Genomic DNA, 24545 nt, shown 5'->3' on the forward strand with positions numbered 1-24545 from the left:
CCGGGGCGCGGAGCACCAGCGGCCGCCCCACCCCCGCCACCCCCCCCCCTCCCTCAGCCACCCCCCCCTCCACCTCCCGCTCCCCCGACCACCCCCCCCCCGCCCGCCCCACCCGCGGGCCCCCCGCGGAGGTTGCGCGAAAGTCAGGCGCGGTAGGCGGTCCACATGTTGCTGATCCGGGTGCTCTGGCCCGGCGTGAACTGGGTGTAGCAGGTGTCGTAGGAGTAGTCCATGTAGTTGTGGATCGGGTCGAGCCCTGGCAGGGAACAGGAATCGCGGCCCTCGGGGCAGCCGTTGGTGGAGCTGCTCTGCGCCGGAGTGTCGGCGACCTCGTCGTTCGTCGCCGTACAACCACCCTGGAAGGTGTGGTAGAGCCCGAACCAGTGACCTGCTTCGTGGGTCGCGGTCTCACCGAGGTTGTAGTTCGTCGCCGAACCGCCCGGCAGCGAGGTGTACTGCACGCGGATGCCGTCGATGCCGGGGTTGCGCTCGTAGTCCCACGGGAAGGTCGCGATGCCGAGGTAGGCGAAGTCGACCAGCCAGATGTTCAGGGCGTTCTTGCCGCCCTTGCGGGTCTGCTTGCGGTAGGTGCTGCTCTGCTTGTCCTTGTGCCAGTTGGTGTTGTTGTAGCGCGTCGTACCAGCCAGGTAGAAGGTGAAGCCGGTGTTCGCGGCCGATGACGACTCCTGGCCGCCGAAGGTCTTGTTCAGTACGGCGATCTGCTGGGTGATCTGCGAGTCGGTGACGTCACCGTTGCCGGCCGAGTCGCGCATCACGTTGATGTAGACGGGAACGCTCGCCGCGGCCAGCGCGCCCTGCGGTACGCCGATGCCGCGGGCGGCCTTGGCCTTCAGCAGCTGGGCGGTCCGGGCTTCGATCGCCTTCTGTTCGGCGACCGTCATGTCCCTGGTGTCCGCACCGCGGCCACCCTTGGCGGCGGCGCCGGCCGGCGGGACGAAGCAGTCGCTCGACGCGTCGGCAGGCTTGCTCGCACTGATGGCCTGGCTGCCGAGCGGACTGAGGGTGAGTGCTGCGCCGGTCAGGACGACGGCGAGCACCCGGGAACGGGTGATGAGAGATCGCATGGGCTGCGCTCCTCCGGATCGGGCCGCTGGGCGGGCGGCCGGTTGCCGGAAATACTGCGATGCCAGGTGCAGAACGAAAAGCGATCAGCCGCCGAATTCCCGGAATTCAGGGAAATCCTTCGGCTCACTTCGTTGTCTGCGATCGATTACTGTCGGCTACATTTCAGGAGACTCGCTGGGCAATGACAACGGTGTTGCTCAGGTAGACCTTGCCGTTCCAGTCCTCGCAGGTGATCAAGACCAGGCGCCCTGGCACGTATTGGTTGAAGACCTGACCGGCGTTCTTTGCCAAGCTCTGCTTCCGGTACGCCGTGACGCCGGTGACCCGATAGCTGAGTCGTCCCCGCGAAGTTGTCACCTGGACGGCATCGCCCGGCCGGAGGCTGCCCAGGTTGTCGAACGCGCCGCCGCCCGTGTGCACCGTATGGCCGGTGATGACGGCCGATCCGATCCGGGCACCCGGTTGGGCGCCGCCGGACCACCAGCCGAGCTTCTGCGGGTTCGAGGGTGGGGTCAGCGATCCTTGCTCAGTTGAGATTTCCACCACCGGAGCAGAGATGCCGAGCTTGGGGACGGCGAGCCGGAAGGGAATACCAGGTCGCGCGGTCAAAGTCGGCCGGGCAGCGCTTCCGGGCCGGTGGGTCGTCCCGGCTGACGCCGTACCGGTGCCTGGTCGTCCTGCATCGGTCCCTGGCCCGATGCCCTGGCTTGTGCCAGGTGGCTGCGTAGACGTGGGCGAGGGATCGGGTGCGGCGGCGCCTGCCTGGTTGCCGAATTGGAGGTAGCCGCCGGCCAGGGCCAAGGCGATGCCGGCCAGAGCGATCGACCCGCTCCACCGGAGTGGAGCAGGTCGACCGCGACGTCGGGCGGTGGTCACGTCAGCTACTGTGCCTGCCTCGCCGCCTGAGTGCGATAGCGGCACCCGCCGCCAGCATCACTCCACCGGCGACCAGTAGCCAGGCGCCCAGCGTGCTGAGCGGTCCGCTCCGCGCACCAGTCTCCGCGGAAGGACCGCCGAGACCGGCATCGACAGCTGTCGGTACGCCGGTGGTCGGCGAACTCGAGTGCGTCGTGGCCGGAACGCTGGTGCTGCTGGTCGATGACGTCGCCGGAGAACTCGAGCCGCTGGTCGGCGTCGTGGCGGGCGTCGTCGGCGGTGTGCTCGGTGGCGTTGTCGGAGGCGTGGTAGGCGGTGTCGTGGGAGGCGTGGGAGGCGTGGTAGGCGGTGTCGTGGGGGGAGTGGTCGGCGGTGTCGTCGGAGGCGTGGTGGGCGGGGTCGTCGGGGGAGTCGTAGGAGGCGTGGTCGGTGGGGTGGTGGGCGGCGTGCAGCCCTCGACCCAGAAGACCTTGTGCTTGGTGTCGTTGCCGATGGAGCCCTGGGCGTGAATGGTGATCTTCACGTGGTAGCCCTGCTGCGGGTGGGGCTGCCCGGTGAACGACAGGGTGTAGGTCTCCTTGGCGTCCAGATCGTTGCCGCCGCCGGCCGCATCCTCACCGATGAACGGGTTCAGGTTGCCGGAGGTGACCTTCAGGCCGCCGTCCGCGGTCGGGGCCTGGTCCTCGAAGAGCACGGTCGCGTGCAGGTCGCCCTTGTCGTAGTTGTAGAACTCGACGACGAAGGAGCAGCCCTGATGCGGATTGTTGTCCGGCGGGCCGCTCTGGATGTCGGTGCCCTCGATCTTGATCGTGCCGTTGTTTCCCGGCGGATCTGCTTCGGGGACCGCGGCAACAATCGCCGGCGTCGCGGAGGCAGTGGGGATCATCGCCAGCACGGCGCCACCCAGAAACACGAACGCTCCGGCCGCGGCAACGACGTTGCCCACGCGGGAATGTATGCCTGAGCTAGCCATCGCCGGCCTCGATTCAGGAAGGGGATCTCACTTGCAGTATCCGCTTTCCGTTGCCTCGGTCAACAACTCTCTGTAACGATCAGGTACTTGGATCGCCCCTGAAGATTCAAGCGAGCGGCCGGGAGATGCCCAGTCCGCCGCGGGTTTCCCGCCCGTACTTCGCGACTTCGGCCGGCAGGTCCAGAGCGCCGTGTCCCTCCCGATCCGCGTCGGTGAGCAGGTCGGCCGGGATGATCCAGACGACCTCGAACTCCAGCCCGTTCGGGTCCTTGGCGTACAGGGACTTGGTGGTGCCGTGGTTGGTCGAACCGACCAGGGCGCGGGCGTCGGCCAGTTTCTTCGCCAGGTCCTCGAGGTCACCGAGCGTGTCCACTTCCCAGGCCAGGTGGTACATCCCGACCGTGGTCTGTCCCGCGCCGGACGGCCCGGCCTGGGCGCCGACCTCGAACAGCCCGAGGTCGTGGTCATTCGTCGATCCCGGTGCGCGGAGGAAGGCCGCCTTCTGGAACGCGTCACCGCCCTCGGTGTAATCGAAGCCCAGTACATCGCGGTAGAAGGCCACGCTTTCGGCCACGTCGCGCACGTACAGAACCGCATGATTCAACCGAAAGATCGCCATGACTTCCTCTTCCCTGATCGCTGACCTCTACAGTAGTTGAGGACTCAACCGAAGGCCAGTCGAGTGCCGACGGCGGGAGTGGCACCAGCGGTGATGCATGCTAGGGGCAACATCTGTTCTTCAGTGGAGGGTGAAACGTTTATGGCGCAACGCACAGAGGTATTTCTCACCGACGATCTGGACGGGACCAATATTCCGGCCGGGAAAGGTGGCACCCTCACCTTTGCCTTGGACGGGAAGACCTACGAGATCGACCTGACGGCGAAGAACAGCAATGCCCTCCGGAAGACCCTCACCCCCTATATCGAGGCCGGCCGCCAGGTCCGTACCTCGAAGGGCGCCCGGATCAAGCGGACCGCCATCGGCGCCGACCCGCGCACGATCAAGGAGTGGGCCCGGGCCAACGGCTACGAGGTCAACGACCGCGGCCGGATCCCGAGCGAGATCCGCGAAGCCTTCGAAGCAGCGAACTGAACCGCCACCGTCCCCGGATGAGAACTAACTGCCGGGGACGGTGAGAAGGTCCGCGAAGAAGGCGTCCAGCGCCATTCGCGCGGCGCCCAGAGCGCAGATCGGTGACCACAGCCATAGTCCTCGCGACGGCAACGATGCCCGGTGATCCGCTGATATCGGGAAGGCGCCTTCCCGTCCGCCCGAAGGTAGCGCAGACCGGGACCGCCGGTTTATCGGTTCAGTTGGTGGGAGTTAGCTGAAGGAGACAGTCCAGATACGTGTTGGCGTAGGACTGGATGGTGTGGGAGTCGAAAAGGCCGGGGGTGTAGGAGATCTTGGCGGTGAGCTGGTCGGGGGCGTGTTGATCGATGGTCCAGAGGCCGTCCAGCGGGACAGCTACGCCGTGCGGCCGCGGTCCGGGGCGTCGGTCGAAGGAGACGTAGGTGGTGTCTGGACCGAAGGTGCGAGTCTTCCGGGGCTGGACGGGGATGTGCTGGAAGGGCAGCAGGAGGAAGGATTCGTCGGCGAGTAACAGCCCGGCGTCCGGGACTTCCTCCAGCAGTCGCAGTACTGGCAGTTCGTTGCGATAGGCATCTAAACAGGTGGCGCGGACGCGGGCGAGCACCTCTTGGGCCGAGGGATTGCCGGTGAGATCTGTTCGCAGTAGCAGGGCGTTGAGGAAGAAGCCGACCGTTCCGTCCAGCTCGGTTCGGCCGCGGCCGGAGGTGAGGGTGGGAACGGTGATATCCGTACTGCCGGTCAGCCGGTGCAACGTCAGCGCGTACGCCGTGAGGTGCACCATGAACGGCGAACACCGAGTCCGTCGCCCGGTCGCAGTGAGCCTTGCCGCCAGCCCCGGGTCAAGAGCGAACCGTAATTGCGCCCGCACCCCGTCGTCCTTCAACCTGCGCGGCCGGTCGGTCGGCAACGACGAGACGGAGACCTCGGCCAGCTTTTCGGACCAGTAGTCGATCGCGCGGATCGACTGCGGACTGTCCCTTCGAGCTTGATCGGCCACAGCGAAGTCGGCATAGGTGCTGGAGGCAACAATCGGCAGCAACTCGCCGACGCGCCGGGCGGTGTAACACCGGGCGAGATCCTGGATCAGCAGATCCATCGACCAAGCATCAGCAGCCGAGTGATGCGCAACCAACGCCAGTACGCCGTCCGCCGGGCCGAGGCGCGCGTAGTACACCCAGAGCAACGGCGGCACATCGCCCGGATGATCAAGAGTGTCCAGCTCGTCCAGCCAATCATCGGGATCGGCCACCTCGATCACCTGCAACCGGCCCGGAAGTGGATCGGCGATCTCCTGCCACGGCAACCCTTCGCCCTCCCCCCACCCCCCGCTTTCACTTGCTTCCCTTGCTTTGTTCTGAAGCGTCGACCGCAGTGCGTCATGCCGAGCCGTGACGTCGTCCACCGCGAGCCGGAGCAACTCGTCGTCGACGGGTCCCGTCAACCGGTACGCCGCGCTGATCACGAACGAAGCACCCGCCGCCTGGCCGGGATGCAGCACGTCGAGGAACCGCAACAGGTGCTGCGGGAAGGCCAGTGGTACCCGCATTCGGCGCCCCTCCGAGTAGTAGTACCGGCCGGACGAAACCAAAGCCGGCCGGGCCTGTCAACACCTTTCGACTGCGCTGCAAGGGTTCCGGTGGTGACCCGTCCCCACTCATAGGCTCGCGGCTTGACCGGCCGGAGCGAAGGAGACGGTATGGCAGTCGCGACCCGGGTCGCCGCGCTCGTCGGCGACCACGCCCCGGACGGACCGGTGAGTCCGGACGAGCAGGCGCGGCTGGTGGAGGACCTCGGCTACGACTCGCTGCGGCTGATGGAACTGATGGTCAGCCTGCAGATCGAGTTCGGGCTCGAACCCTTCGACGAGGGCGAGGTCGTCGACATCAGTTCGGTGGCGGACCTGACCGTGTTCATCACCGGGCGGCTCGATCACCGGGCGAGCGGCCGCGGAGGCAGCGAGTCCCCCGGGACCAGCGGCTCCACTGGTGGTCTGCTCGGCTGGCTGACGTTGCCGCGCGCCGACGCGGGCATCTCCTGGCTGGACGACAGCGGGGAGTGGCAGAGCACGTCGTACGCCGAACTCGCCGCAGGAGTGCTCGCCACGGCGGGCCGTCTGCGGTCTCAGGGCATCAGCGACGGCGAGGTCGTATCGCTCACGCTGGCGCGGGTGGACGAGTTCGTCACGGCGTTCTTCGGTGTGCTCGCGGCCGGTGGAGTGCCCTCGCCGCTGGCGCCGCCGCTCGCTCTCGGTGCCCTGGACAACTACATCGATCACGCCGCGCACATCCTCGGCCTCGCGGATCCCGCGCTCGTGCTCGCCGATGCGGGGCTAGTCGATCATCTGACGGCGGCGACGACCCGGGCCGGCCTGACCTGCCCGGTCGTCGAGCTGAACCGCTCCGCCCCCAGTAGGTCCGTCGCGACCCTGGACAATCCGAACGACGAGCCCGCGCAGGTCCGGGCCGATCCCGCCGCGATCGCCCTGCTGCAGTTCACGTCCGGATCATCCGGCCGTCCGCGCGGCGTGCGGCTGACGGTCGCCAACCTCGAGGCGAACATCGAGATGATCCGGAGCTGGCTCGGCCTCGGCCGCGACGAGCTCACCGTCAGTTGGTTGCCGCTGCACCACGACATGGGGCTGATCGGTTGCCTGCTCACCCCGATCGTGAACCAGAGCCCGTTGCGGACGATGCGACCCGACCAGTTCGTTCGCGATCCGGCTCGCTGGTTGCGGTGCTTCGGCAACGATCGGGCCGCGGTGGCGGTGGCCCCGACCTTCGGCTTCGCCTACACGCTCAGCAGGGTCCGGCCGGAGGCGCTGGAGGGGATGGACTTCTCTGCCTGGCGGGTGGCGATCGTGGGCGCCGAACGGGTGGATCCTTTGGTCCTGCAGCGATTCACGACTCTCCTCGAACCGTTGGGCTTCCGGCTTGAGGTCTTCCGCCCGGCGTACGGGCTGGCCGAGGCGACGCTGGCCGTCACGGGGACCACCGGTGAGATCCCGCTGGCGGTCAAGCCGGACTGGTCGACGATGGTTTCCGGGGAGCTGGTCTCGGTGCTCGATGTGGCAACGCTGGATGTGGTCCCGGCAGGGCCGGGTTGGGTGACCTGTTGCGGTGCTCCCCATCCGGGGCTCGACGTCGTCATCCTCGACGACGAAGGGCTGCCGCTGCCGCGAGGGCATCTCGGTGAGATCGCCGTGACGGGACCGTCGGTGAGCACGCTCGCTCATCTGGGTGGATCGACGTCGTCGGCGACCCGGCTGGAGGGAACTCAGCTGCGGACCGGGGATGCGGGCTTCTGGTACGGCGAGCAGATTGTCGTCGTCGGCCGGTCCGGCGACAGCCTGAAGGTTCGCGGGCGGCACGTGTTCGCGGAGGAGCTGGAAGCCCGGCTCGTTGCCGAGGCAGAGCTTTCGGCGGGTCGGATCGCGGTGGCGCTCGGGATCGCGGCCGGGCGCGAGACCGTCGTGCTGGTCTGCGAGGAGAAGCTGAGCGACGTACGGCGTACGGAGGTTGACGCGATCCTGCGCCGGGAGACGGGCGGGGCCGAGGTGCGGATCGAGACCGGGCCGCGCGGGCTGGTGCTGCGGACGTCGAGCGGCAAGGCGCGGCGGCGCGAACTCTGGCAGCGGTACGGCGGATGAACGCAGCGTCGCGAGCGGTGCAGCGGACGAACGTCGTCGATGGCAGCACCGGCTTCGTCGGGGCCAACCTGATCCACCACCTGCTCGCTAGTGGGCACCCGGTGATCGCGCTGGCCCGGCAGCCGGAGGACGCCGTACGCCGGATGGTCGCCGATGCGGCAACTGGATCCGGCGATCTCGATCTCAGCGACCTCCGGGTGTTCACCTGGGCACTGGACGAGGCCGAGTTCGGGCTGGGGCAGAACGAGCTGGCAGCGTTGTTCGACGAGCCCTGTGACTACTGGCATCTGGCCGCGGCGATCACCTTCCGGCCGGGCAATCACGAAGAGCTGTATCAAACGAACGTCGACGGCACTCGGACGGCTTTGGAGATCTTCCATCGGTACGCCGAAGCGGGGTCGCGGTTCTTCCAGGTGAGCTCGGCCTACAGCTGCGGCCTCGTCACGGCGCCTGTGCCCGAGAGCTGGCATCACGCCGCGGAGCCGCATGAGTTCAGGAACTACTACGAGTACACGAAGCGCGAGGCCGAGCTGCTCTTCGCCGACAAACCCGTACCTGGAGCGGTTCTGCGGCTCGGTCAGATCGTCGGCGACTCGCAGTCGGGGCGCGCGGCGACGGATTACGGGCTCTACGACTACATCCGTGCGATTCACACGATCACCCGGCGTCGCCCGGGCGAGAAGTTGCGAGTGGTCGGCGATCCCAACGCGGAGCTGCACCTGGTGCCGGTCGACGCGTGTGTGCGGTGGATGACCGACCTGGCCGCGCGCGACCTCGGCGTACTGGACCGGCCGGTGGTGCATCTGGTCGACCGGGCCTCGGTGTCGGCGGCGAAGGTGGCCGAGGCGATCAGCGCGCATCTGCCGGTGCAGCTGCGGATCGCTCCGGCGGCTGAGGTCGCGGTCGCTCCTTTGAACCAGCTCGAGCGGGTGCTGGAGGCGCGGATGACCTACACGGGCAAGTACATCTCGCGATCCATCGAGTTCCGCCGGGACAATCTGACGGTACTTGGCGTCGATGAGCCGCCGACCGTTTCCGACGACGTGCTCGATCGACTGGTCAGCAACTATGTCCAGTCACTGGTGGGAGGGACCTGATGGAGCAGATGCAGCGAATCTGGTCGGACGTGCTCGGCGCCGACTGCGGGCCGGACACCACGTTCTTCGAGGCGGGCGGACATTCGCTCGCCGCGTTCCGGATCCTTTCCCGGATCGAGGCGGAGTACGGCGTACAGGTTGAGGTCTTCGAACTGTTCGAGGACCCCACCGTCGCCGAGTTCGCCGAGCTGGTTACCCGATCCGGTAGCCCAGACGCTTGATGCCGTTGACGAAACTCGACTCGAGCCGGTCGGGCTCGCCGGTACGCCGGATGGCCGGCGCCTGATGAAGGAGTTCCCGGAAGACCGCGGTGAGCTCGATCCTCGCCAGGAAGGCGCCGAGACAATGGTGCGGACCGCCTGCGCCGTACCCGACGTGTGGATTCGGGTCGCGTCGGACGTCGAAGCGGTGTGGGTCGGTGAAGACCTTCTCGTCCCGGTTGGCCGACCAGTAGAACAGCAGCACGCGATCGCCCTCGGCGTACTGGTGCCCGTTCAGCTCGCAGTCGCGGAAGACCGTCCGCCGCATCCACACCGTGGGTGAGGTCAGCCGGACGACCTCCTCGGCCGCCGATCCGCCGTACCGGCCGTAGTCGGCCAGCAGCAGGTCCCGCTGGTCCGGATTGTCTTCCAGTAACAGGAATCCGTTGCTGATCGCATGCCGGGTAGTTTCGTTGCCTGCGACAAGCAACAGGATGAAGAAGGACGCGATCTCGGCGCGGGTCAGTCGCTCGCCTTCGATCTCTGCCTGCACCAGTGTGGTGACCAGGTCGTCGCGCGGATCGCTTTCCCGCTGCCGGACGAGATCGTCGACCAGTTGGACCAGATCGGCGCCCGCGGTGAGGATGTTCGTCGCCAGATCGGGATGCCCGGCCGCGTACTCCGGGTCGAAGGCGCCGAGGATCCGGCTCGACCGCTCGAGTACGAAGTCGTACTCCGACGGCGGCACCCCGGTCATCGCGCAGATGATCCTTAGCGGGAGCGGTGCTGCAATGTCCGCAACGAAATCGCCTTCGCCGCGTTCGACCGCCGCGGAGACCAGTTCGGCGGCAACCTTGTCGACCGTGCCGCTCAGCTGGTCCAGGGTGCGCGGTGCGAACGCCCGGGTGACGATCCGGCGGACGCGGCGATGCCGATCACCGTCCATGCTCAGCAGCGAGCTGAATCCTTCGTTGAACTCGACCGGGAGATCCATCACGCTCACCGCGCCCTGACCGGAGCGGAAGTCGTCGGGCCGCCGGGTGGCTTCGGTGACATCGGCATGGGTGACCAAGGCATGGAAGCCTTGTCCGCTGGGCAATCCCCACTCGAGCTTGCTTCCGCCGGCGAAGAACCTGGGCGCCGCCTCGGCTCGCAGTACGGCGAAAGCCTGGTCGCGCTCGGCCTCGGAGAGCCGCCAGAAGGCCGACCTGGTCAGGTCGATGTCGGTCATCGGCCGGCTCCGCTCAGCCGGTCGCTGGTCAGGTCGATGTCCGTCATCGGTCGATTCCGCTCAATCTGTCGCGGCGGAGCTTGCCGCTGGTGCGTCGGGGGAGTTCTTGGACGATTGCGTACGACAGCGGCGCCTTGCCTGCAGTGAGATGCGTGCGGCTGTAGGTCTCGAGTTCTGTGGGGTTGACTGGATCGTCCGGATCGGTGGGCACGATCAGGGCGTGCACGCTCTGGCCTAGATAGTCGTGCGGTACGCCGGTCACGGCGACGTCGGCGACGCCCGGATGAGCCGACAAGACGGCTTCGATCTCGGCCGGGTAGACGTTCTGACCGCCGACGTTGAGGACGCTCGACAAGCGGTCGACGAGGTAGAGGTAGCCGTCGCTGTCGAGACGGCCGAGATCACCGACGGACAAGTAGCCGTCGTGTTCGGCCAGCTCGGGACCAGCTCCGACGTACTGCGGTCGGCTGGTGCCGCGGAAGTAGATCTGACCGATGGTGCCTTTAGCAACTGGTTCGCCGTGGTCGTCGAGGATGCGGACCTGGCCGTCGGCCGGGCGACCGACGCTGCCGGGGTGTTCGAGCCACTCGTCGCCGCGGATGATCACCGAGCCGATCCGCTCCTGGCTGGCGTAGTCCTCGATGATCTTCTCCGGTCCGAGCAGCTCGATCCAGCGGCGTTTCAGGTGCTCAGGGCAAGGACCTGCGCCATGGTGGAGCGACTCGATGCTGGACAGGTCGTAGTCGGCGAGGCCTGGGACGTCGAGGAGCATCCGTAGGTACGCCGGGACGATGCGGATGTGCTGGACGCCGTACTCCGCAACGAGTTTCGGCCACAGTGACGGGACGAAGCGTTCCATGATCACCAGGAGGTGGTCGAGGACGAGTCCTTGGTAGAGCGCCGTGAAACCCGCGTGGTACATCGGGAGCACGACGAGTTGCACCTGGCCGGGACGAACGCCTCTTGCGGTGTCGCTGGCGGAGAGGAACTCGCCCTCGTCGTAGACCCAGGGCTTGGCTCGCAGGATGACGCGCGGCAACCCGGTCGTGCCGCCCGTCAACGACGCGGACCGCGGCGTACCAACTCCAGTACTGCGGGACGCTGCCACAGGTCGCGCGTCGTCGCCGGACCGGGCGGATGCGAGCGGTCCCGGGTCGTCGCCGGACCGGGGGGATGCGAGCGGTTGCGCGTCGTCGTACCAGGCGGTCGAGTCGACCAGGAAGTGGTCGCCTACCGTGCTTGCGAAGGCGGCGCGTTCGCGGGGGGTGGCGGCCGGGTCGATCGGGATGACCAGGGCACCGAGTTTCCAGGCGCCGAGGGTGGCGCGGAGGTGGCCGAGTCCGGCGGGCAGGGCGATCGGTACGGTGCTGGCCGCGGTGACGCCGAGGGCGGCCAGGCCGTCAGCGGCAAGGTTGGTTTGGTGGTCGAGTTCGGCCCAGGTGAGCGCGGAACGGTTGCCGCGTGCATCGACGCTGACGACCGCGGTCCGGTCCGGGTGCTCGGCCGCCAGCCGGCCGATCCGGGTCCCGATGGTGATGCGCATCTGTCTCCTCCGGCGGGGGTCGGCGGATGGTACTTCGGATCGGCCGGCCGGCGCGATCGTTTCGACTGTGGTGCAAGAGTGCTCCGGCTAACCCTTGGCCGCGGCTACCTTGAGCGGCACTGGGGAAGCGACAGTGAGGATCGGTGCCGTGGGCAACAACACTGCCGGATTGTTCGCGGGTGCGGCCGAGAGCTACGTCCGGTACCGCAGCGAGTATCCGGGCGAGATCTTCGCCGAACTGACCCGCCGGACCGGACTGGACGGCCGGCAGTCCGCGCTCGACCTGGGCTGCGGGCCGGGGATGGCCACCTTCGGGCTGGTGGCGGCGGCCGGTGCGGTGACGGCCGTCGATCCTGACCCGGACATGCTGGCGGCCGGGCGTGAGCTGGCCGCGGCGCGTGGGGTGTCCGGCATCGACTGGGTGCTGGGGAGTTCGGCGGAGCTGCTGGAGCTCGGGATCGGGCCGTTCGATCTGGCGCTGATGGCGGCCTCCTTCCATTGGATGGATCGGCCGGCGACGCTGGCTGCTCTCGATCAGTTGATCCGGCCCGGAGGGGTGGTCGTGATCATCACGGGCAGCATGAGCGGGACCGGGCCGGACACCCCGGATCGGCCGGACTGGGCCGAGGCGGTCCACTCGACGAGGGCCCGGTGGGTGTCGAGCCGTCGGCGGTGGCGCGGTGATGGGATCGGCGATCAGCGGACGTATACCCAGCAGCGGGCGGCGCAGCGGGTCGTGCTGGAAGAGTCGGCGTTCTCGGAGGTCGAGGCCTATGACTTGCGCTGGCAGCGGACCCACAGGGTGGACGAGCTGATCGGGTTGCAGCTGACCTTGCCTGATCTCACTCCGGTCGCACTGGGCGATCGGCTCGACGGTTTCCGCGCCGACCTGCGCCGCGAACTGCTGGCGACCGAACCGGGTGGCGTCTTCGTCGAGCCGATCTGGACCCAGGTGCTGATCGGGCGCCGCCCGACCGACTGAGATGGACCTCGCCACCGACCTGATCCTTTCGCTGTACGCCGCCGATCCGATCCTTGATCTGTACGCCGCTCCGCCGGGCACTCCTGGTGCTCCGGCTTCCCAGCTGGTCTGCGCGGATCCCCTGGAATACCTGGTCCGCCCGCTAGTCAGGGTTTTCCGGCGAGGTTTGGACCTGTACGGCGTACTGCTGGTTGATGCCGGTTCTCCGCTGACCGAGTTCGAACTCGACGACGGTGGAGCTCCGACAGGCCGGGTTGTCATTTCAGTCCAGGAAAGGTTGTTGCACGGGCCGGCGGATCTGTTGGCGATTCCAGGGGCTGAAGAAGTGGTGCGGGGCGAGCTGCGGTTTCTCGGCGAGGCGGCGGCGGAGTTGCTGGGGGCGGACGAGCGGTGGGCACCCTACGTGCACTCGGTGCCCCTCTCGGATCAGCTCGCTGTGCGGGACGCCGTCGAGTTGGTGAAGGAGCGGGAGGCTGCTCGGCGTCGTGGAAAGAAGTTGGCTGCGCCGGTCGTGCGCTACCTCGGTCCACGGCCGCCGGGGTGGTCCCGCTTCGCTGCTGAACTCTTCCACCTCGGTGGACGGTTGTCCGATCAGCCGGAGGAGGTGGTGGCCGAGTTGAAGAATGAGCAGCTCGAGCGGGTGCCTGCTGGCTGGGGGCATGAGCCGGCGACGTCCCATGTGACGACCTTGTCGGCGCTCCCGCTGGGGGAGCTTCGGCCGAGTCCGTTGGCGATGCAGCGTGCGGTAAAGCTGTCCGAGGCGCAGACCGGTGCGTTGATCGCCCGACTCGTCACGGCGGCTCACCGGAGTGCGGCGGCGACTGCCGAAAAGGTGCTCAGGGCAACCAATGACTCGGCTGAGGCGATCCATCAGGTGATTCAGCAGCGGCAGTTCCGGGCCGGGGCTCGGTCGCACTACCGGCTCACAGATCTCCGAAACGATCTCGGGACCGGGATCGCACGCGGCGAACCGCTGCGGCTGAGCATGACGTTCTTCGCGACCAAGCATCACTCGAGCCGGCTGAAGGCAGCCGGTCCGCTGCCGGACCTGGCCGAGCTCGCGATGCTCGTCCGGATCGTCGAACTCGTCGAGACGCTGCGCATCGTCTATCCACCCGGAGTTCTCGACTTCAGCCTGATCGCCGACGGCGAGCACTTCCGCCCCCATCCGGGCCACCGGTTCGCCGATGGTCTGCAGACGATGAACAGGTACGTCGAAGCGGTCGGTGCGGACTTCGTCCGGATCGAGGATGTCGAGGAGTTGGCGACCCGGCGCTACGAGTCGCAGGTGCTCCGGGGGCACGCGGAGCGCAAGACGGACCTACGCACGGCGTACGAGCGAATTTTCGAAGGCCTCGACATCGCCGACGATCCGCTTGGGACCCTGCGACGCGCTGGTGCGCTCGACCCGTTGCAGAACTTCGTCGCGTTGTTCCGGTCGCTGGTGTTCTCCGTTCCGGTCAACGGCTCGGTGTCTTCTCAGCAGGTGTTCGCCGATCTCTACGAGGTCGGGCCTGCGGAACCTGCTGAGCTGCGAGCGACTCGTCAGGCCGTACTGCGCGCCGGGTGGGCTGCCGCGCTGGAGTATCTGAGCACGTCGGTGGCCGACGCGGAGTACGGATATCTGGACGACCTCGTCCCGGGGTCGCTGCGGTTCACCCAGCGGGCCCGACCGGGACGGGCGGCGTTCGGGCCGCTGAGCGGTGCGTCGGTCGCGCCGTGTCACGGGACCGGGGTGATCGACGCGCGCGGGATCGTCACGATCGACTTCCTGGTCGCGCTGCTGGACCAGGGGTTCGTGCCGCTGTATTCGCCGCTGCTCGGCGACGAGCAGCCGTTCGCGATGGTCCCGGCCGGTACGGCGGACGTCGTCGAGGTGGCCAGGATGCGGACCCGATGAGCATCGCGATTCGGACCGAGCTGGTGGCGCTGCACCTGGAGCTGGTGAAGCATGGGCTGGTCGCCTGTACCTCGGGGAACGTGTCGGCGCGCGGATACCAGCCACGGCGTGTTCACCATCGGGGCGACGGCGCGTGCCGCGGTGAAGGCTGCGGTTCTCTGCGAGAACGCTGCCCGGACGGTCCATCTCGCCCGGCAAGGTGGGGAGCCGGTCCGGATCCCGGCCGAGCAGGTCCGGCGGCTGCACGATCGGTACCAGAACGTGTACGGACAGGGCGGGGCTAAGGTACGGGGGTGAATGCACGGCAGGAAAGCGACGATCGGACCGGGCTGTCGCCGCGGGACAAGTGGATCACGATCTTCGGGCGGAAACCGGTGCTCGAGGCGCTCAACGATCCCGGTCTGTCGGTGGCGAAGGTGGTGGTCGCGGACAACGCGACCGGGCAGTCGCTGCAGGAGATCCTCCGCGCCGCCGACCGATCCGGTACGCCGGTGCAGCGGGCGACGCCGAGTCGGGTGCAATGGCTGGCCGGCAACAGCAAGCACGACCAGGGTGTGGTCGCGGACATCAACGCGCCCCGGATGATGCCGCTGCAGAACTTCGTCCGGGACCGCGGAAAACGGCCGACCAACGTTTTCCTGCTGGACGGCGTGACGAATCCGGGCAACGTCGGGATGATCCTGCGGACGGCGACGGGCGCCGGCTTCGACGGTGTGATCCTGCCGCGCGCCGGTACGCCGCATGTGGGCCCGCTGGTGATCAAGGCTTCCGCTGGCGTCGCTTTTCAGGCCCCGATCGTGAACGCTCCGACTGCCAAGGCTGCCGTGGATGAACTCCGGGCCGCGGGCTACCGGATCTATGGGCTGTCCTCCCACTCGTCCACGTCTTTGTTCAAGGCATCCCTGGAACCGCGCTCGGTCTTCGTCCTCGGCGGCGAAACCAACGGCGTCACGGTGCCTACCGACGAGGACCTTCTGATCCCGCTCCACCACGGCGTCGAGTCCCTCAACGTCGCCGTAGCCGCCGCCGTCGTAGCCTTCGAGGTCACCAACCGCTGAGGGGTTGACCCTCGCCGATGTCCGGCGGACCCCGGCCTGGCCGGATCATCCGGGGTGGATGCGCGCGTTCATGACGGTGCTGAAGGAGCACGCGCCGGCCTGATTTTTCCGGCCGAGCTACGTTGCGAAGATGGTGAGGCGGTTCGTGCTGGTGGGCGTGCTGCTCGTCGGTCTGGTGGGGTGTTCGGATACCACCGAGAAGCTGGCGAGTACGCCGTCCGCTGCGCCGTCATCTCCGGTGAAGTCGTCGCCGGTGAAGCCGTCGGTTGAGCCTTCGGCGCCGAGTCCGACGGTGCAGCGGACTACTACCACCTCGGTGGCGACGCTGGCCATCCCGGCGATCGGGCTGCGGGGGTTGCGGGTGGTCGCCTACCAGGGGACCGCCGACGATGCTCCCGGGACCACGATCCAGAATCGCGGGGTGGCGGCGAATCCGCGCGGGCCGGGTGGCGGCGTCGGAGCCGGGGAGATCGGGAACTTCATCGTGACCGGGCATCGGACGGAGCACGGGCGGCCGTTCGCGCAGCTGCCCGACGTACGGAATGGTGATCATGTGCTGGTCACGGACGACGGGCTGGTCTACGACTATCAGGTCGTGCAGACGATGGTGATCTCGTTCCGGAAGCCGGCTGAGAAGGCGCGGCAGAATGCGGCGGTGCCGGGGCGGCCTGGTGAGCCGGCGACGCAGGCGATGATCACGCTGTCGACGTGTGCGACGGCGGAAGATCATGCTCAGGGCAACTATTGGAAGGATGCCCTGAACAATCCTGAGCATCGGATCAACAAGATCGCCAGGCTGGTCGCGACCCGGCCCGCGTAGTACTCAGCCTGCCTGGTCCTCAGGCCTGGTCCTCAGCTGCGGCCGAACTTCCACCATTTCGGTTTGTTGGCCTTGATCTCGTCGTCGGTGAGCGGTGGTGGGACCGGCGGTTTCGACTCCTCGGTGAGGAAGTTGCCGGACTCCGTGTCGTACGCCGTGACGCCGAGCCGGCGGCTGATCTCCATCACCACCGGGATCGAGCGCGGACCGTCGTTCAGGTAGAAGGTGATGTCGCGGACCTCGACGCCCTTGCCGATCGTCATCTCGACGTCGTAGTCGTCGCTCTTCAGCAGCAGCCAGGACCGCTTGGTCGCGTCCACCCCCGGCGCCACCTCCTTGACCACGGCCACGACGTCGTCCGCCGAACCGAGTGAGGGCGGCTCATAGCCTTCGGGAATGTCCTCGAGCCGCCGTACGCCGCCCGGGCCTCGCATCGCATAGATAGCCCAACTCATGCGCCCAGCATTGCACCCATGCCAACCCCACCCAGCCTCAGCCCGGTTCGCGGTCCGGTCTGCGGGCTGTGGCGAGGGCGAGTCCGGCGAGGGAACCCAGAGAGTGCTCGCTGCGGGCGACCGAGTTGGTGGGGTCGACAAAGTGTTGCGGGGGCGGGCAGGGTTTGGGGATGCGGGTGCGGGCGATCGACGACGAGGGACTGCGGCAGGTCGAGCAGTGGCTGGCCGATGATCCTGTCGGCAGCGCTGTCTTCGGCGGGTTCTACGGGCGCGCCGTCGAGCGCTGGACGCCGTTGCTGTCGGCGCCCGGCCGGTTCGGCTGGATCACCTTCGACGACAGTGGACCGATCGGTTTCATCGACCTGGAGATCATCGACGCCGAAGCCGAGATCTCGTACTACGTGGCGCCCGCGCGCCGCGGCACGGGACTCGGCCGGCCCACCCTGGACGAGGTCATCCGGCTCGCTTCGGAGAACGGCGCCCGCTTCATCCACGCCGCCGTCGAACCCACCAACCTGCCCAGCCTCGCCATCCTGCGCGCCGCCTCCTTCACCGAGTCCGGCCCGAACGAGTACGGCGAAACCGACTTCGAGATGAGCCTGGATGCCTGACTACGCCGGAGTGCTCGCCTTCCGCGGAGACCGGGTCGCCCTGGTCCGCGAGCACTACGAAGGCTGGGACGAGGAGCGGTGGAACCTGCCGTCCGGCGCGATCGAACCAGGCGAGTCTCCCGAGGAGGGCGCCGTTCGTGAGTTGCGGGAGGAGACAGGTCTCGTCGTACCGGTCAGTGGGTTGACCCTGGTCGCAGAGGTATTGGTGCAGAGCCTCGATGGTTCGGTCCGGAGTTGCGCGTGGAACTACCGTGCGGAGGTGCCGGACGGGGATTTCCTGATCCACGACCCCGACGGATCGGTCCGTGAGGTCCGGTGGTTTCCGGTGGCGGAGGCGCTTTCGCTGGTGGAGAAGCTGCCTTATCCGCCGTTGGCGCAACCGGCGGCGGCTGAGCTTCGCAGTACCGGCCGTCGGGTTTGGACATTCACCTTTGATCAGGCGCTGCCGTTCCGGGAGCGGACATACGACGTACTGCGAGGGTAGGCGATCGTTAACGGGGTGTGCAGGGAATTTCGGGGCGGGATCATCGGGGCATGGCTGAACTCGATCCGTTGATTCGTGGGTTTTATCGGGACCGGTATCGCGAAGACGACCGGCTGATCCGTAGTGGGCACGGGCAGTTGGAGTTCGTGCGGACGCAGGAGTTGTTGCGGCGATTTCTGCCGGTGCCTCCGGCAACCGTTCTGGATGTGGGTGGGGCGACCGGGATCCATGCTGTCTGGCTTGCCGGTGACGGCTATGCCGTCCATTTGGTGGATCCGGTGGTGGAGCATGTGGAAAGGGCTGCTGCGGTAGGTGGTTTTACCGCTTCAGTGGGCGATGCGCGTTCATTGGCTCAGGAGACCAACAGCTTTGATGTGACGTTGCTGTTGGGGCCGCTCTATCATTTGGTGGATGGGGCTGATCGGGCACAGGCGTTGTCGGAAGCGCGGCGCGTCACCCGGTCCGGCGGACTGGTAGTTGCTGCAGGTATCAGTCGCTATGCGGGGCTGCTCGAATACGGTTGCAGCGGCCTGCTGACCGAGGAGAACCTTCACCTCTTCACCGACTTGCTCGCGACCGGCCGCCATCACGACGATCCCGACGGCTTCACCAACGCGCATTTCCATCACGTGGACGAGCTCCGTGCCGAATTCGAATCCGCCGGCCTGCGCGACGTCGCCGTACTGGGTGTTGAAGGCCCGGCCGCGCCTACCCTCGACAACGCCACCCCGGAAGAAGTTCCCACTCTTCTCCCGGCGGCCGTCGCCATGGCGCGCGTTGTGGAAGCCGACCCACGGATGATCTCCGCCAGCTTCCACTTCCTGGCCTTCGGCCGGGTGTGAGCAGCTTCAGGCGCGGACGCGGACCTTGTCCGGGGTGATCCGGATGACGGCGCGAACGATCTCCGGCGGTAGGGCCAGATACTCCTGGCCGGCGCCGGGACCCACGTACTTCTCGTTCAACTGAACCGCGAGCGCCCGGCCGACGTCCTCGGAGACGGTCGCGGTGCCGCGGATCTCGACGTACCGGGCCGGATCGTCCTTGTCCACGATCAGCAGACTCGCCCGCGGATCGCGCCGCAGGTTGGTCTCCTTCCGCAGCCCCGCGGTCGTCGAGATCAGCACGTCGTCCCCGTCCCGCCCCACCCACACCACGGAGGTCTGCGGCGCACCGTCGGGATTGATCGTGGCCAGCACCCCCGTATTGGGTCCGTCCACCAAGTCGCGGGCCACCCCGGTCAACAATGCTCCATCAGGCATGCGAGAAACCTTAGTGCCCGTGTCGGGGCACTAGCTCTAGTAAACGTTGTAGCCGCCGTCGATGAGGAGGACCGAGCCGGTCATGAAGGAGGAGGCGGCGCTGGCCAGGTAGACGACCGAGGGGGCGATCTCTTCGGGGCTGGCGTAGCGCTGGAGCGGGGCGTCGAGGATCCAGTTCTGACGGAATTCGGGGAGGTCTACGGGCGCCATCTCGGTTTTGACGTAGCCGGGGGCGATGGCGTTGACGCGGATGTTGTGCGGAGCCCACTCGGCGGCGAGGCTCTTGGTCAGGTGGTGAACGGCGGCTTTGGAGGCGTTGTACGACGCCTGCCACTGCGGGCGGTTCACGATCTGGGCCGACATGCTCCCGACATTGACGATCACCCCGCCGCCGGCGTCGATCATTCCGCGCGCGACCGCGGTACTGCAGTTCCACAAGGCGGTCACATTCAGATCCATCACCTGCTGCCACTCCTCGTCCGGGACCTCGAGCGCCGGCCGATGGATCGCGATGCCCGCGTTGTTCACCAGAACGTCGATCCCGCCGAACGCCGCGGTGACCTCGTCGACCATCGCGGTGACCTCGGACCGGACGGTGATATCAGCCTGTACGGCGAGTGCCCGCCGCCCGCGTGCCTCGATCTCCGCCACGACGGCCGCGTTGCGCCCGGCGTCACGAGCCACGATCGCCACGTCGGCACCGGCTTCGGCCAGGGCGAGGGCGAAAGCGCGCCCGAGACCTCTGTTCCCGCCGGTGACGAGGACGCGGCGGCCCGGCAAGGCGAAGCTGTCCAGAACACTCATTGGGGACCCCCAGATGGCTACGGAATGTAGGTGGACAGCTCACGGGAGGTCGCGAACCGGTGTCAATAGCTGCAATTTGGTTCGCTACCGGCGGTATCTCGCCATATCATCTTCCGGCAGGTCGGCCGGGGGGACACGGCGAGTCCTGTCAGCCGGTGCTATGTCCAGCACCGCGAACGAGGACACCTGGGGAGCCCCACATCATGCCGAACGACGACTCGGCCAAGCCGGACGAAGGCTCGGCACCGAAACCTGGTCACTTCCTGCCCGACGGAGCCGGAGGGGGCACCCTGCCCGGTGGAGGCTCGTCGCCCAAGCCGGGCCACTTCCTGCCCGGCGGTGCGGGCGCTGACAGCTCGGCGTCGCCGCGCAAACCCGTCGTACCGGGTGACACCGCTCCGCTGACGGCGCCGACTCCCCGCCTCGGCGGGCCGACTCAGGCGGGTCCGTCGCAGCTCAGTGGGTCACGGCTCGGCCCGCCGCCTCCCGGAGACCCGGCCGCGACCGCGTTCAAGGCGCGGTACCAGCCTGATCCGATCCCGTTCGTGGAGAAGAAGCGGTCGAAGGCGCTCGTCGCCGGGATCGTGGTCGGTGTCCTGCTGGTCGCCGGTGCGGGTGTGGCCGGCGCGGCGAAGCTGCTGTCGAAGTACGACGATTTCGTGGCCAGCCCGATCGGCGCCACGCCGTCGCTGCCCGGTGACACGCCGACCAAGTCGGAGCCGACCAGCGAGCCGGTGCCGGATCCCGTGGTGGAGAAGGAGAACAAGCTCTACGCGAACGGCAAGCTGGCGTCGGTGAAGTGCAAGGAGCCCGCGTTCCGGCCGACCTCGAAGGAGAACGTCCGCTCGTACTACGAAGTGCTGCTCAAGTGCATGAACAAGTCGTGGCAACCGGTGGTCGAGAACGCCGGTTACGAGTTCCACGAGCCGCAGCTGATCATCTTCGACGAGGGCCAGGAGACAGCTTGCGGCGTACAGAAGGACGTTGCGTCGTCGTACTGCGACAGCGGTGACGGCGGCATTGCGATGCCCTGGCAGGACCTGGTCGAGCACTACCCGAAGAGCAAGGCAGCGGCTCGGATCGCCGAAGCGGACGCCTTCGGGTACGCCTATGCGGTCCACGTCCAGAAGCTGATCGGGATCTTCGATGCCTCGGTCAACCTGAGCGACCAGGCTCCGAACGAAGCCGCCCGGCTGGAGCACAAGCGGCGCCAGGCCCTCCAGGCGACCTGCCTCTCCGGGGCATTCTTCGGCGCCGAGAAGGCGGCTTTCCCGCTCCAGGGCGAGCTGCTGAAGGAGTGGCAGCGGCAGGGCAAGCTCGAAGGCGATGAGGTGACCAAGGACAAGGTGCGAGACCATGGGTCGCGCAAGAGCACGGAACTGTGGCGGACCCGCGGCTTCAACGCCGCCGACCCTGGCTCCTGCAACACTTTCGCTGCAGCGGCGAACACGGTCGGCTGACGCCGTGAGGACTGACCGAATCTGAGGACTGGGGAGTACTGATGGCGGACGAAGAAGCGCCGAAGCCCGGGCACTTCTTGCCCGGAGGCGCCGGCGAGGCGACAGGCGACGCCGGTACGCCGCCCGCGCGACCGGTCAGCCGTCCGCAACTCAGTCTGGGCAAGGCTCAGCCGGTGCAGAACCAGCTCGACCCGTCGCTGAAGAAGGCGGTGCCGCCGCGTACGGCTGGCAGTGCTAGTCAGTTTGGCCAGAACCAGTACGGCGCTCCGCCGGCAGCTCCGTTGACCGGAGCGCCCGTAGTACCGCTGCAGGGGGCTCGCCAGCCGGGTGGTGCGCCTCGGGTTGGCTGGAACTCGCCGTCGACCCGGGCGGCGCCGCAGTTCGCGGCCGGTCACACCGAGATCAAGCCGTCGCGGCGCATGTCGAAGCCTGCGATCGCTGGGCTCGGGGTGCTCTTGCTGGCGCTGCTAGCCGGTGGTGGGATCGCCAGTCTCAAGCTGGCGGACTCCTACGACAGCTCGGTGCAGAACCCGCTCGCCAGGCCGTCGGTGCAGAAGTCTGAAGCGCCGCTGCCCGCTCCGCCCCAGCCGACGGTCACCGTGACCGCCACGCCGGTGCCGGACGAAGTACGGGTGAAGCAGAACAAGATCTACTCGGTCGGCAAGGTGCCGTCGGTCAGGTGCACTGAGCCGACCATCAAGCCGAACAGCCAGTCGGCCATCCTGCGCTACTACCAGGCTCTGCTGCCCTGCTTGAACAATGCGTGGGCGCCACTAGTCCGCAAGGCCGGCTACCCGTTCCGGCCGCCGCAACTCACGCTGGTGAGCAAGCAGACCGCGTCCACCTGCACGGGCGAGACGAGCATCGCGTACTACTGCCCTGACGACGAGTCGATCAACATGGACTGGCAGGACGACCTCAAGAACTACAAGAAGAACCCGCTCGGCGCGCGAACCTGGATGATGAACACGCTGGTGCACGAGTACGGGCACCACGTGCAGTTCCTCACCAACATCGGAATCTCCTCGGACTCGCGTGAAGGATGGGCGAAGACCAAGGCCGCCAAGCTCGAGGAGACCCGGCGCCTGGAGCTCCAGGCAACCTGCTTCGGCGCTGCCTTCCTGGGCGCGAACAAGGCGACCCTCGGCTTCAAGGGCTTGAAGTACGACTCCTGGCAGTACGAGATCCAGCACAGCGGCGACGAGTACAACCCCAAGAAGATCCGCGACCACGGCTCCCGCAAGAACCAGTGGGCCTGGGCCGGTCCCGCCTTCAGGTCCGCCAGCCCTGCCTCTTGCAACACCTACACCGCACCCCCAGCCAGAGTCTCCTAATGCTCAGACCGGCCTACTTGCTGGGCGTGCTCGTACTGCTCGCAGCAGGAGCCGGAGTAGCACTACAAGGCGATCCCAAGCCAGCACCTGTCGCTGTCGCGGCGCCAGTGTCTATATCGACCAGCCCGGCGCCCCGCAGTACGGGCACGGTTGCGAGCGACTGGGTCGACAACGAGTCGACACTCACGGACAACGCGCTGTACCGCGCGGGCAAGGTGCCGGCGAGCAGATGTCGACCGCCTACCGCTCGGTTGGCGTCTAGTACGGCGGTCGCCGGCTACGGCCGAGCCCTGGTCGCCTGCCTCAACCGTAGTTGGAGTGCGCTGCTCACTCGCGCCGGCTTCTACTTCCTGCCGCCCGATTTCACTGTCTACAAGGGCAGAACGAGCTCGGCGTGCGGAGACTCCGACGGTGATGCCGTGGCGTTCTACTGCTCGACGGATCACAAGATCTATCTCGACTGGTCCGAGTACGTCTCGAAGCGCCGGGACGAGCAGATCTGGATCCAGGGTGCGCTGATGGGAGTGGTGTCGCACGAGTACGGACACCACGTGCAGGAACTGGTCGGCATCGGTGCCTTCTACGACGATCGCGCGGAGAATGCGGCGGGCGAGGCGCAACTCGAGACCAGCCGGCGGATGGAGCTGCAGGCGAGTTGCTTCGGCGCCGCCTTCCTTGGTGGAAGCAGGCAAGCACTGGGCCTGACGGGTGAACGCCTGTTCGCGCTGCAGGACGACCTGTCTACTGGTGACGAAATCGGCGGCTTGCGGGATCACGGTTCGGGCGACAGCAATGAACGTTGGACCAGTGCTGCCTTTGCGTCCGCGTCACCCGGCTCCTGCAACACCTGGAAAGCCGCCGACGACCAAGTGTACTAGATGCCTGTAAGTGATGTCTCCACTAGAGGGCGAGTTTGAAGCCTTCGTGGGAGTTGGTGAAGTTGAGGCGGTCGGTGTAGAAGCGGTGGGCGTCGGTGCGGGTTTTGTCCGAGGTGAGCTGGAGCATCAGGCAGCCACGGGCGCGGGCTTCGGTGATCGACCACTCCATCAAGGTGGTGCCCAGGCCGGTGTTGCGGGCTGATTCCGCGACCCGGACTGCCTCGACCAATGCTCTGGTGGCGCCTTGGCGGGACAGGCCGGGGATGAAGGTGAGCTGGAGGGTGCCGATCACCTCGTCGTTGCGGTCGGCAACGACCAGGAGCTGGTTGGGATCGGCGTCGATGGCGGCGAAGGCACGCTGGTACGGCGTGAGGTCGGCGGGCGACTCCCGGGTCGCTCCGAGCGGGTCGTCGGCGAGCATGGCGACGATCGAGGGGACGTCGTCGAGGGTGGCGCGGCGGATCACGACATCGGTCATAGGGACATCGTCTCAAGGAGCCGCCGCGGCCCCGGCGTACGGGTTGGGCCGAGGGGATCGGGCGGGCGCCGGGGAACCGGCGTACGGGTTGGGCCGAGGGGATCGGGGCGGGCGGCGGGGAACCGGCGTACGGGGTGGTGGTGACTGTTCTTGCCTTAAGCAATCACATTGCGTTACTGAACAGGGTTTGCGGGGTGCGGCGACGGGAACGAGAGGATCAGACACCACTGCAATCCGCCCGTAGCCGGAGTCGCGCGGACGGGTGCGTGGCGGCGGA

The 24545-nt window shown here is 67.3% G+C and carries 26 protein-coding genes; 15 read left to right on the plus strand and 11 right to left on the minus strand.

Annotation, left to right across the window (positions count from 1 at the left end):
* Positions 1-143 precede the first annotated feature (143 nt).
* The 4 genes from ABZ004_RS37405 to ABZ004_RS37420 form a co-directional block, all read right to left on the minus strand.
* The gene (locus ABZ004_RS37405; protein ID WP_355686573.1) at positions 144-1085 is read right to left on the minus strand and encodes a zinc metalloprotease; all 942 of its coding nucleotides are present in this window, start codon (positions 1083-1085) and stop codon (positions 144-146) included.
* Between the two features lie 163 nt (positions 1086-1248).
* The gene (locus tag ABZ004_RS37410; RefSeq protein WP_355686574.1) at positions 1249-1962 is read right to left on the minus strand and encodes a class F sortase; all 714 of its coding nucleotides are present in this window, start codon (positions 1960-1962) and stop codon (positions 1249-1251) included.
* Between the two features lies 1 nt (position 1963).
* Entirely contained in the window at positions 1964-2908 is a 945-nt protein-coding gene (locus tag ABZ004_RS37415) for a hypothetical protein (RefSeq protein ID WP_355686576.1), read from the minus strand.
* Between the two features lie 133 nt (positions 2909-3041).
* Positions 3042-3554: a VOC family protein gene (locus ABZ004_RS37420; protein WP_355686578.1), complete on the minus strand. Its 513-nt coding sequence runs from the start codon at positions 3552-3554 to the stop codon at positions 3042-3044.
* Positions 3555-3695: 141 nt separating this feature from the next.
* Between ABZ004_RS37420 and ABZ004_RS37425 the strand changes: the two genes are divergently transcribed.
* Positions 3696-4028: an Lsr2 family protein gene (locus ABZ004_RS37425; protein WP_355686579.1), complete on the plus strand. Its 333-nt coding sequence runs from the start codon at positions 3696-3698 to the stop codon at positions 4026-4028.
* A 217-nt stretch (positions 4029-4245) separates the two neighbouring features.
* Here the strand turns inward: ABZ004_RS37425 and ABZ004_RS37430 are convergent, their stop codons facing one another.
* Entirely contained in the window at positions 4246-5574 is a 1329-nt protein-coding gene (locus tag ABZ004_RS37430; RefSeq protein ID WP_355686581.1) for a condensation domain-containing protein, read from the minus strand.
* Between the two features lie 150 nt (positions 5575-5724).
* Between ABZ004_RS37430 and ABZ004_RS37435 the strand changes: the two genes are divergently transcribed.
* From ABZ004_RS37435 to ABZ004_RS37445, 3 genes are read left to right on the plus strand one after another with little or no spacing between them, the layout of a single operon-like run.
* Positions 5725-7674, plus strand: coding sequence for an AMP-binding protein (locus ABZ004_RS37435; protein ID WP_355686583.1), 1950 nt, complete (start codon positions 5725-5727; stop codon positions 7672-7674).
* Entirely contained in the window at positions 7671-8771 is a 1101-nt protein-coding gene (locus ABZ004_RS37440; protein WP_355686585.1) for an SDR family oxidoreductase, read from the plus strand. Before ABZ004_RS37435 ends, ABZ004_RS37440 begins: the two co-directional genes overlap by 4 nt.
* Positions 8771-8992, plus strand: coding sequence for a phosphopantetheine-binding protein (locus ABZ004_RS37445; RefSeq protein ID WP_355686586.1), 222 nt, complete (start codon positions 8771-8773; stop codon positions 8990-8992). Before ABZ004_RS37440 ends, ABZ004_RS37445 begins: the two co-directional genes overlap by 1 nt.
* Here the strand turns inward: ABZ004_RS37445 and ABZ004_RS37450 are convergent.
* Together ABZ004_RS37450 and ABZ004_RS37455 are read right to left on the minus strand one after the other, a co-directional pair.
* Entirely contained in the window at positions 8964-10202 is a 1239-nt protein-coding gene (locus ABZ004_RS37450) for a cytochrome P450 (RefSeq protein ID WP_355686588.1), read from the minus strand. The genes ABZ004_RS37445 and ABZ004_RS37450 overlap by 29 nt on opposite strands.
* A gap of 43 nt (positions 10203-10245) precedes the next feature.
* Complete coding sequence (locus tag ABZ004_RS37455; protein WP_355686590.1) at positions 10246-11745, minus strand: AMP-binding protein; 1500 nt, start codon at positions 11743-11745, stop codon at positions 10246-10248.
* 148 nt (positions 11746-11893) lie between these two features.
* Between ABZ004_RS37455 and ABZ004_RS37460 the strand changes: the two genes are divergently transcribed.
* From ABZ004_RS37460 to ABZ004_RS37480, 5 genes are all read left to right on the plus strand, one after another.
* The gene (locus ABZ004_RS37460) at positions 11894-12727 is read left to right on the plus strand and encodes a class I SAM-dependent methyltransferase (protein WP_355686592.1); all 834 of its coding nucleotides are present in this window, start codon (positions 11894-11896) and stop codon (positions 12725-12727) included.
* Position 12728: 1 nt separating this feature from the next.
* Positions 12729-14627, plus strand: coding sequence for a hypothetical protein (locus ABZ004_RS37465; RefSeq protein WP_355686594.1), 1899 nt, complete (start codon positions 12729-12731; stop codon positions 14625-14627).
* Between the two features lie 108 nt (positions 14628-14735).
* Positions 14736-14924, plus strand: a complete 189-nt coding sequence (locus ABZ004_RS37470; protein WP_355686596.1) for a hypothetical protein — start codon at positions 14736-14738, stop codon at positions 14922-14924.
* Positions 14921-15685, plus strand: coding sequence for an RNA methyltransferase (locus tag ABZ004_RS37475; protein ID WP_355686597.1), 765 nt, complete (start codon positions 14921-14923; stop codon positions 15683-15685). The genes ABZ004_RS37470 and ABZ004_RS37475 overlap by 4 nt, the downstream gene beginning before the upstream one ends.
* Positions 15686-15815: 130 nt before the next feature.
* Positions 15816-16505, plus strand: a complete 690-nt coding sequence (locus ABZ004_RS37480; protein WP_355686599.1) for a sortase — start codon at positions 15816-15818, stop codon at positions 16503-16505.
* A 32-nt stretch (positions 16506-16537) separates the two neighbouring features.
* On the opposite strand, the gene ABZ004_RS37485 is transcribed toward ABZ004_RS37480, so the two are convergent.
* Positions 16538-16960, minus strand: coding sequence for a hypothetical protein (locus tag ABZ004_RS37485; protein ID WP_355686601.1), 423 nt, complete (start codon positions 16958-16960; stop codon positions 16538-16540).
* A gap of 170 nt (positions 16961-17130) precedes the next feature.
* On the opposite strand from ABZ004_RS37485, the gene ABZ004_RS37490 reads away from it, so the two are divergent.
* From ABZ004_RS37490 to ABZ004_RS37500, 3 genes are read left to right on the plus strand one after another with little or no spacing between them, the layout of a single operon-like run.
* Positions 17131-17571, plus strand: coding sequence for a GNAT family N-acetyltransferase (locus ABZ004_RS37490; protein WP_355686603.1), 441 nt, complete (start codon positions 17131-17133; stop codon positions 17569-17571).
* Positions 17564-18055 carry an NUDIX hydrolase gene (locus tag ABZ004_RS37495; protein ID WP_355686605.1) on the plus strand — a complete coding sequence of 164 codons (492 nt, stop codon included), beginning with the start codon at positions 17564-17566 and terminating at the stop codon, positions 18053-18055. Before ABZ004_RS37490 ends, ABZ004_RS37495 begins: the two co-directional genes overlap by 8 nt.
* A 50-nt stretch (positions 18056-18105) precedes the next feature.
* Positions 18106-18897 (plus strand): class I SAM-dependent methyltransferase, encoded by a 792-nt coding sequence (locus ABZ004_RS37500; RefSeq protein ID WP_355686606.1) that lies wholly within the window; start codon positions 18106-18108, stop codon positions 18895-18897.
* A gap of 6 nt (positions 18898-18903) precedes the next feature.
* On the opposite strand, the gene ABZ004_RS37505 is transcribed toward ABZ004_RS37500, so the two are convergent.
* On the minus strand, positions 18904-19314 hold the full coding sequence (locus ABZ004_RS37505) for a PPOX class F420-dependent oxidoreductase (RefSeq protein WP_355686608.1): 411 nt from the start codon (positions 19312-19314) through the stop codon (positions 18904-18906).
* Positions 19315-19350: 36 nt separating this feature from the next.
* On the minus strand, positions 19351-20118 hold the full coding sequence (locus tag ABZ004_RS37510; RefSeq protein WP_355686610.1) for a glucose 1-dehydrogenase: 768 nt from the start codon (positions 20116-20118) through the stop codon (positions 19351-19353).
* A 203-nt stretch (positions 20119-20321) separates the two neighbouring features.
* On the opposite strand from ABZ004_RS37510, the gene ABZ004_RS37515 reads away from it, so the two are divergent.
* Genes ABZ004_RS37515 through ABZ004_RS37525 form a run of 3 tightly spaced genes read left to right on the plus strand, consistent with a single transcriptional unit; the run spans position 20322 to position 23790 of the window.
* Positions 20322-21578, plus strand: a complete 1257-nt coding sequence (locus tag ABZ004_RS37515) for a neutral zinc metallopeptidase (RefSeq protein ID WP_355686612.1) — start codon at positions 20322-20324, stop codon at positions 21576-21578.
* 41 nt (positions 21579-21619) lie between these two features.
* A complete protein-coding gene (locus ABZ004_RS37520) occupies positions 21620-22912 on the plus strand; it encodes a neutral zinc metallopeptidase (RefSeq protein ID WP_355686614.1) in 1293 nt (430 codons plus the stop codon).
* Positions 22912-23790, plus strand: coding sequence for a neutral zinc metallopeptidase (locus tag ABZ004_RS37525; protein ID WP_355686616.1), 879 nt, complete (start codon positions 22912-22914; stop codon positions 23788-23790). Before ABZ004_RS37520 ends, ABZ004_RS37525 begins: the two co-directional genes overlap by 1 nt.
* Before the next feature lie 22 nt (positions 23791-23812).
* On the opposite strand, the gene ABZ004_RS37530 is transcribed toward ABZ004_RS37525, so the two are convergent.
* Positions 23813-24268: a GNAT family N-acetyltransferase gene (locus ABZ004_RS37530; protein WP_355686617.1), complete on the minus strand. Its 456-nt coding sequence runs from the start codon at positions 24266-24268 to the stop codon at positions 23813-23815.
* Positions 24269-24545 lie beyond the last annotated feature (277 nt).

The sequence above is a fragment of the Kribbella sp. NPDC006257 genome (assembly GCF_040613535.1).
Taxonomy (GTDB): domain Bacteria; phylum Actinomycetota; class Actinomycetes; order Propionibacteriales; family Kribbellaceae; genus Kribbella.

What these genes read in the sequence shown, in the direction of transcription:
- ABZ004_RS37520 (WP_355686614.1), top strand. Translation starts at nt 21,620, where the DNA reads ATGGCGGACGAAGAAGCGCCGAAGCCCGGGCACTTCTTGCCCGGAGGC.
- ABZ004_RS37485 (WP_355686601.1), bottom strand. Translation starts at nt 16,960, where the DNA reads ATGAGTTGGGCTATCTATGCGATGCGAGGCCCGGGCGGCGTACGGCGG.
- ABZ004_RS37455 (WP_355686590.1), bottom strand. Translation starts at nt 11,745, where the DNA reads ATGCGCATCACCATCGGGACCCGGATCGGCCGGCTGGCGGCCGAGCAC.
- ABZ004_RS37430 (WP_355686581.1), bottom strand. Translation starts at nt 5,574, where the DNA reads ATGCGGGTACCACTGGCCTTCCCGCAGCACCTGTTGCGGTTCCTCGAC.
- ABZ004_RS37500 (WP_355686606.1), top strand. Translation starts at nt 18,106, where the DNA reads ATGGCTGAACTCGATCCGTTGATTCGTGGGTTTTATCGGGACCGGTAT.
- ABZ004_RS37495 (WP_355686605.1), top strand. Translation starts at nt 17,564, where the DNA reads ATGCCTGACTACGCCGGAGTGCTCGCCTTCCGCGGAGACCGGGTCGCC.
- ABZ004_RS37405 (WP_355686573.1), bottom strand. Translation starts at nt 1,085, where the DNA reads ATGCGATCTCTCATCACCCGTTCCCGGGTGCTCGCCGTCGTCCTGACC.
- ABZ004_RS37465 (WP_355686594.1), top strand. Translation starts at nt 12,729, where the DNA reads ATGGACCTCGCCACCGACCTGATCCTTTCGCTGTACGCCGCCGATCCG.
- ABZ004_RS37530 (WP_355686617.1), bottom strand. Translation starts at nt 24,268, where the DNA reads ATGACCGATGTCGTGATCCGCCGCGCCACCCTCGACGACGTCCCCTCG.
- ABZ004_RS37440 (WP_355686585.1), top strand. Translation starts at nt 7,671, where the DNA reads ATGAACGCAGCGTCGCGAGCGGTGCAGCGGACGAACGTCGTCGATGGC.
- ABZ004_RS37505 (WP_355686608.1), bottom strand. Translation starts at nt 19,314, where the DNA reads ATGCCTGATGGAGCATTGTTGACCGGGGTGGCCCGCGACTTGGTGGAC.
- ABZ004_RS37425 (WP_355686579.1), top strand. Translation starts at nt 3,696, where the DNA reads ATGGCGCAACGCACAGAGGTATTTCTCACCGACGATCTGGACGGGACC.
- ABZ004_RS37445 (WP_355686586.1), top strand. Translation starts at nt 8,771, where the DNA reads ATGGAGCAGATGCAGCGAATCTGGTCGGACGTGCTCGGCGCCGACTGC.
- ABZ004_RS37515 (WP_355686612.1), top strand. Translation starts at nt 20,322, where the DNA reads ATGCCGAACGACGACTCGGCCAAGCCGGACGAAGGCTCGGCACCGAAA.
- ABZ004_RS37450 (WP_355686588.1), bottom strand. Translation starts at nt 10,202, where the DNA reads ATGACCGACATCGACCTGACCAGGTCGGCCTTCTGGCGGCTCTCCGAG.
- ABZ004_RS37525 (WP_355686616.1), top strand. Translation starts at nt 22,912, where the DNA reads ATGCTCAGACCGGCCTACTTGCTGGGCGTGCTCGTACTGCTCGCAGCA.
- ABZ004_RS37435 (WP_355686583.1), top strand. Translation starts at nt 5,725, where the DNA reads ATGGCAGTCGCGACCCGGGTCGCCGCGCTCGTCGGCGACCACGCCCCG.
- ABZ004_RS37510 (WP_355686610.1), bottom strand. Translation starts at nt 20,118, where the DNA reads ATGAGTGTTCTGGACAGCTTCGCCTTGCCGGGCCGCCGCGTCCTCGTC.
- ABZ004_RS37420 (WP_355686578.1), bottom strand. Translation starts at nt 3,554, where the DNA reads ATGGCGATCTTTCGGTTGAATCATGCGGTTCTGTACGTGCGCGACGTG.
- ABZ004_RS37480 (WP_355686599.1), top strand. Translation starts at nt 15,816, where the DNA reads ATGGTGAGGCGGTTCGTGCTGGTGGGCGTGCTGCTCGTCGGTCTGGTG.
- ABZ004_RS37490 (WP_355686603.1), top strand. Translation starts at nt 17,131, where the DNA reads ATGCGGGTGCGGGCGATCGACGACGAGGGACTGCGGCAGGTCGAGCAG.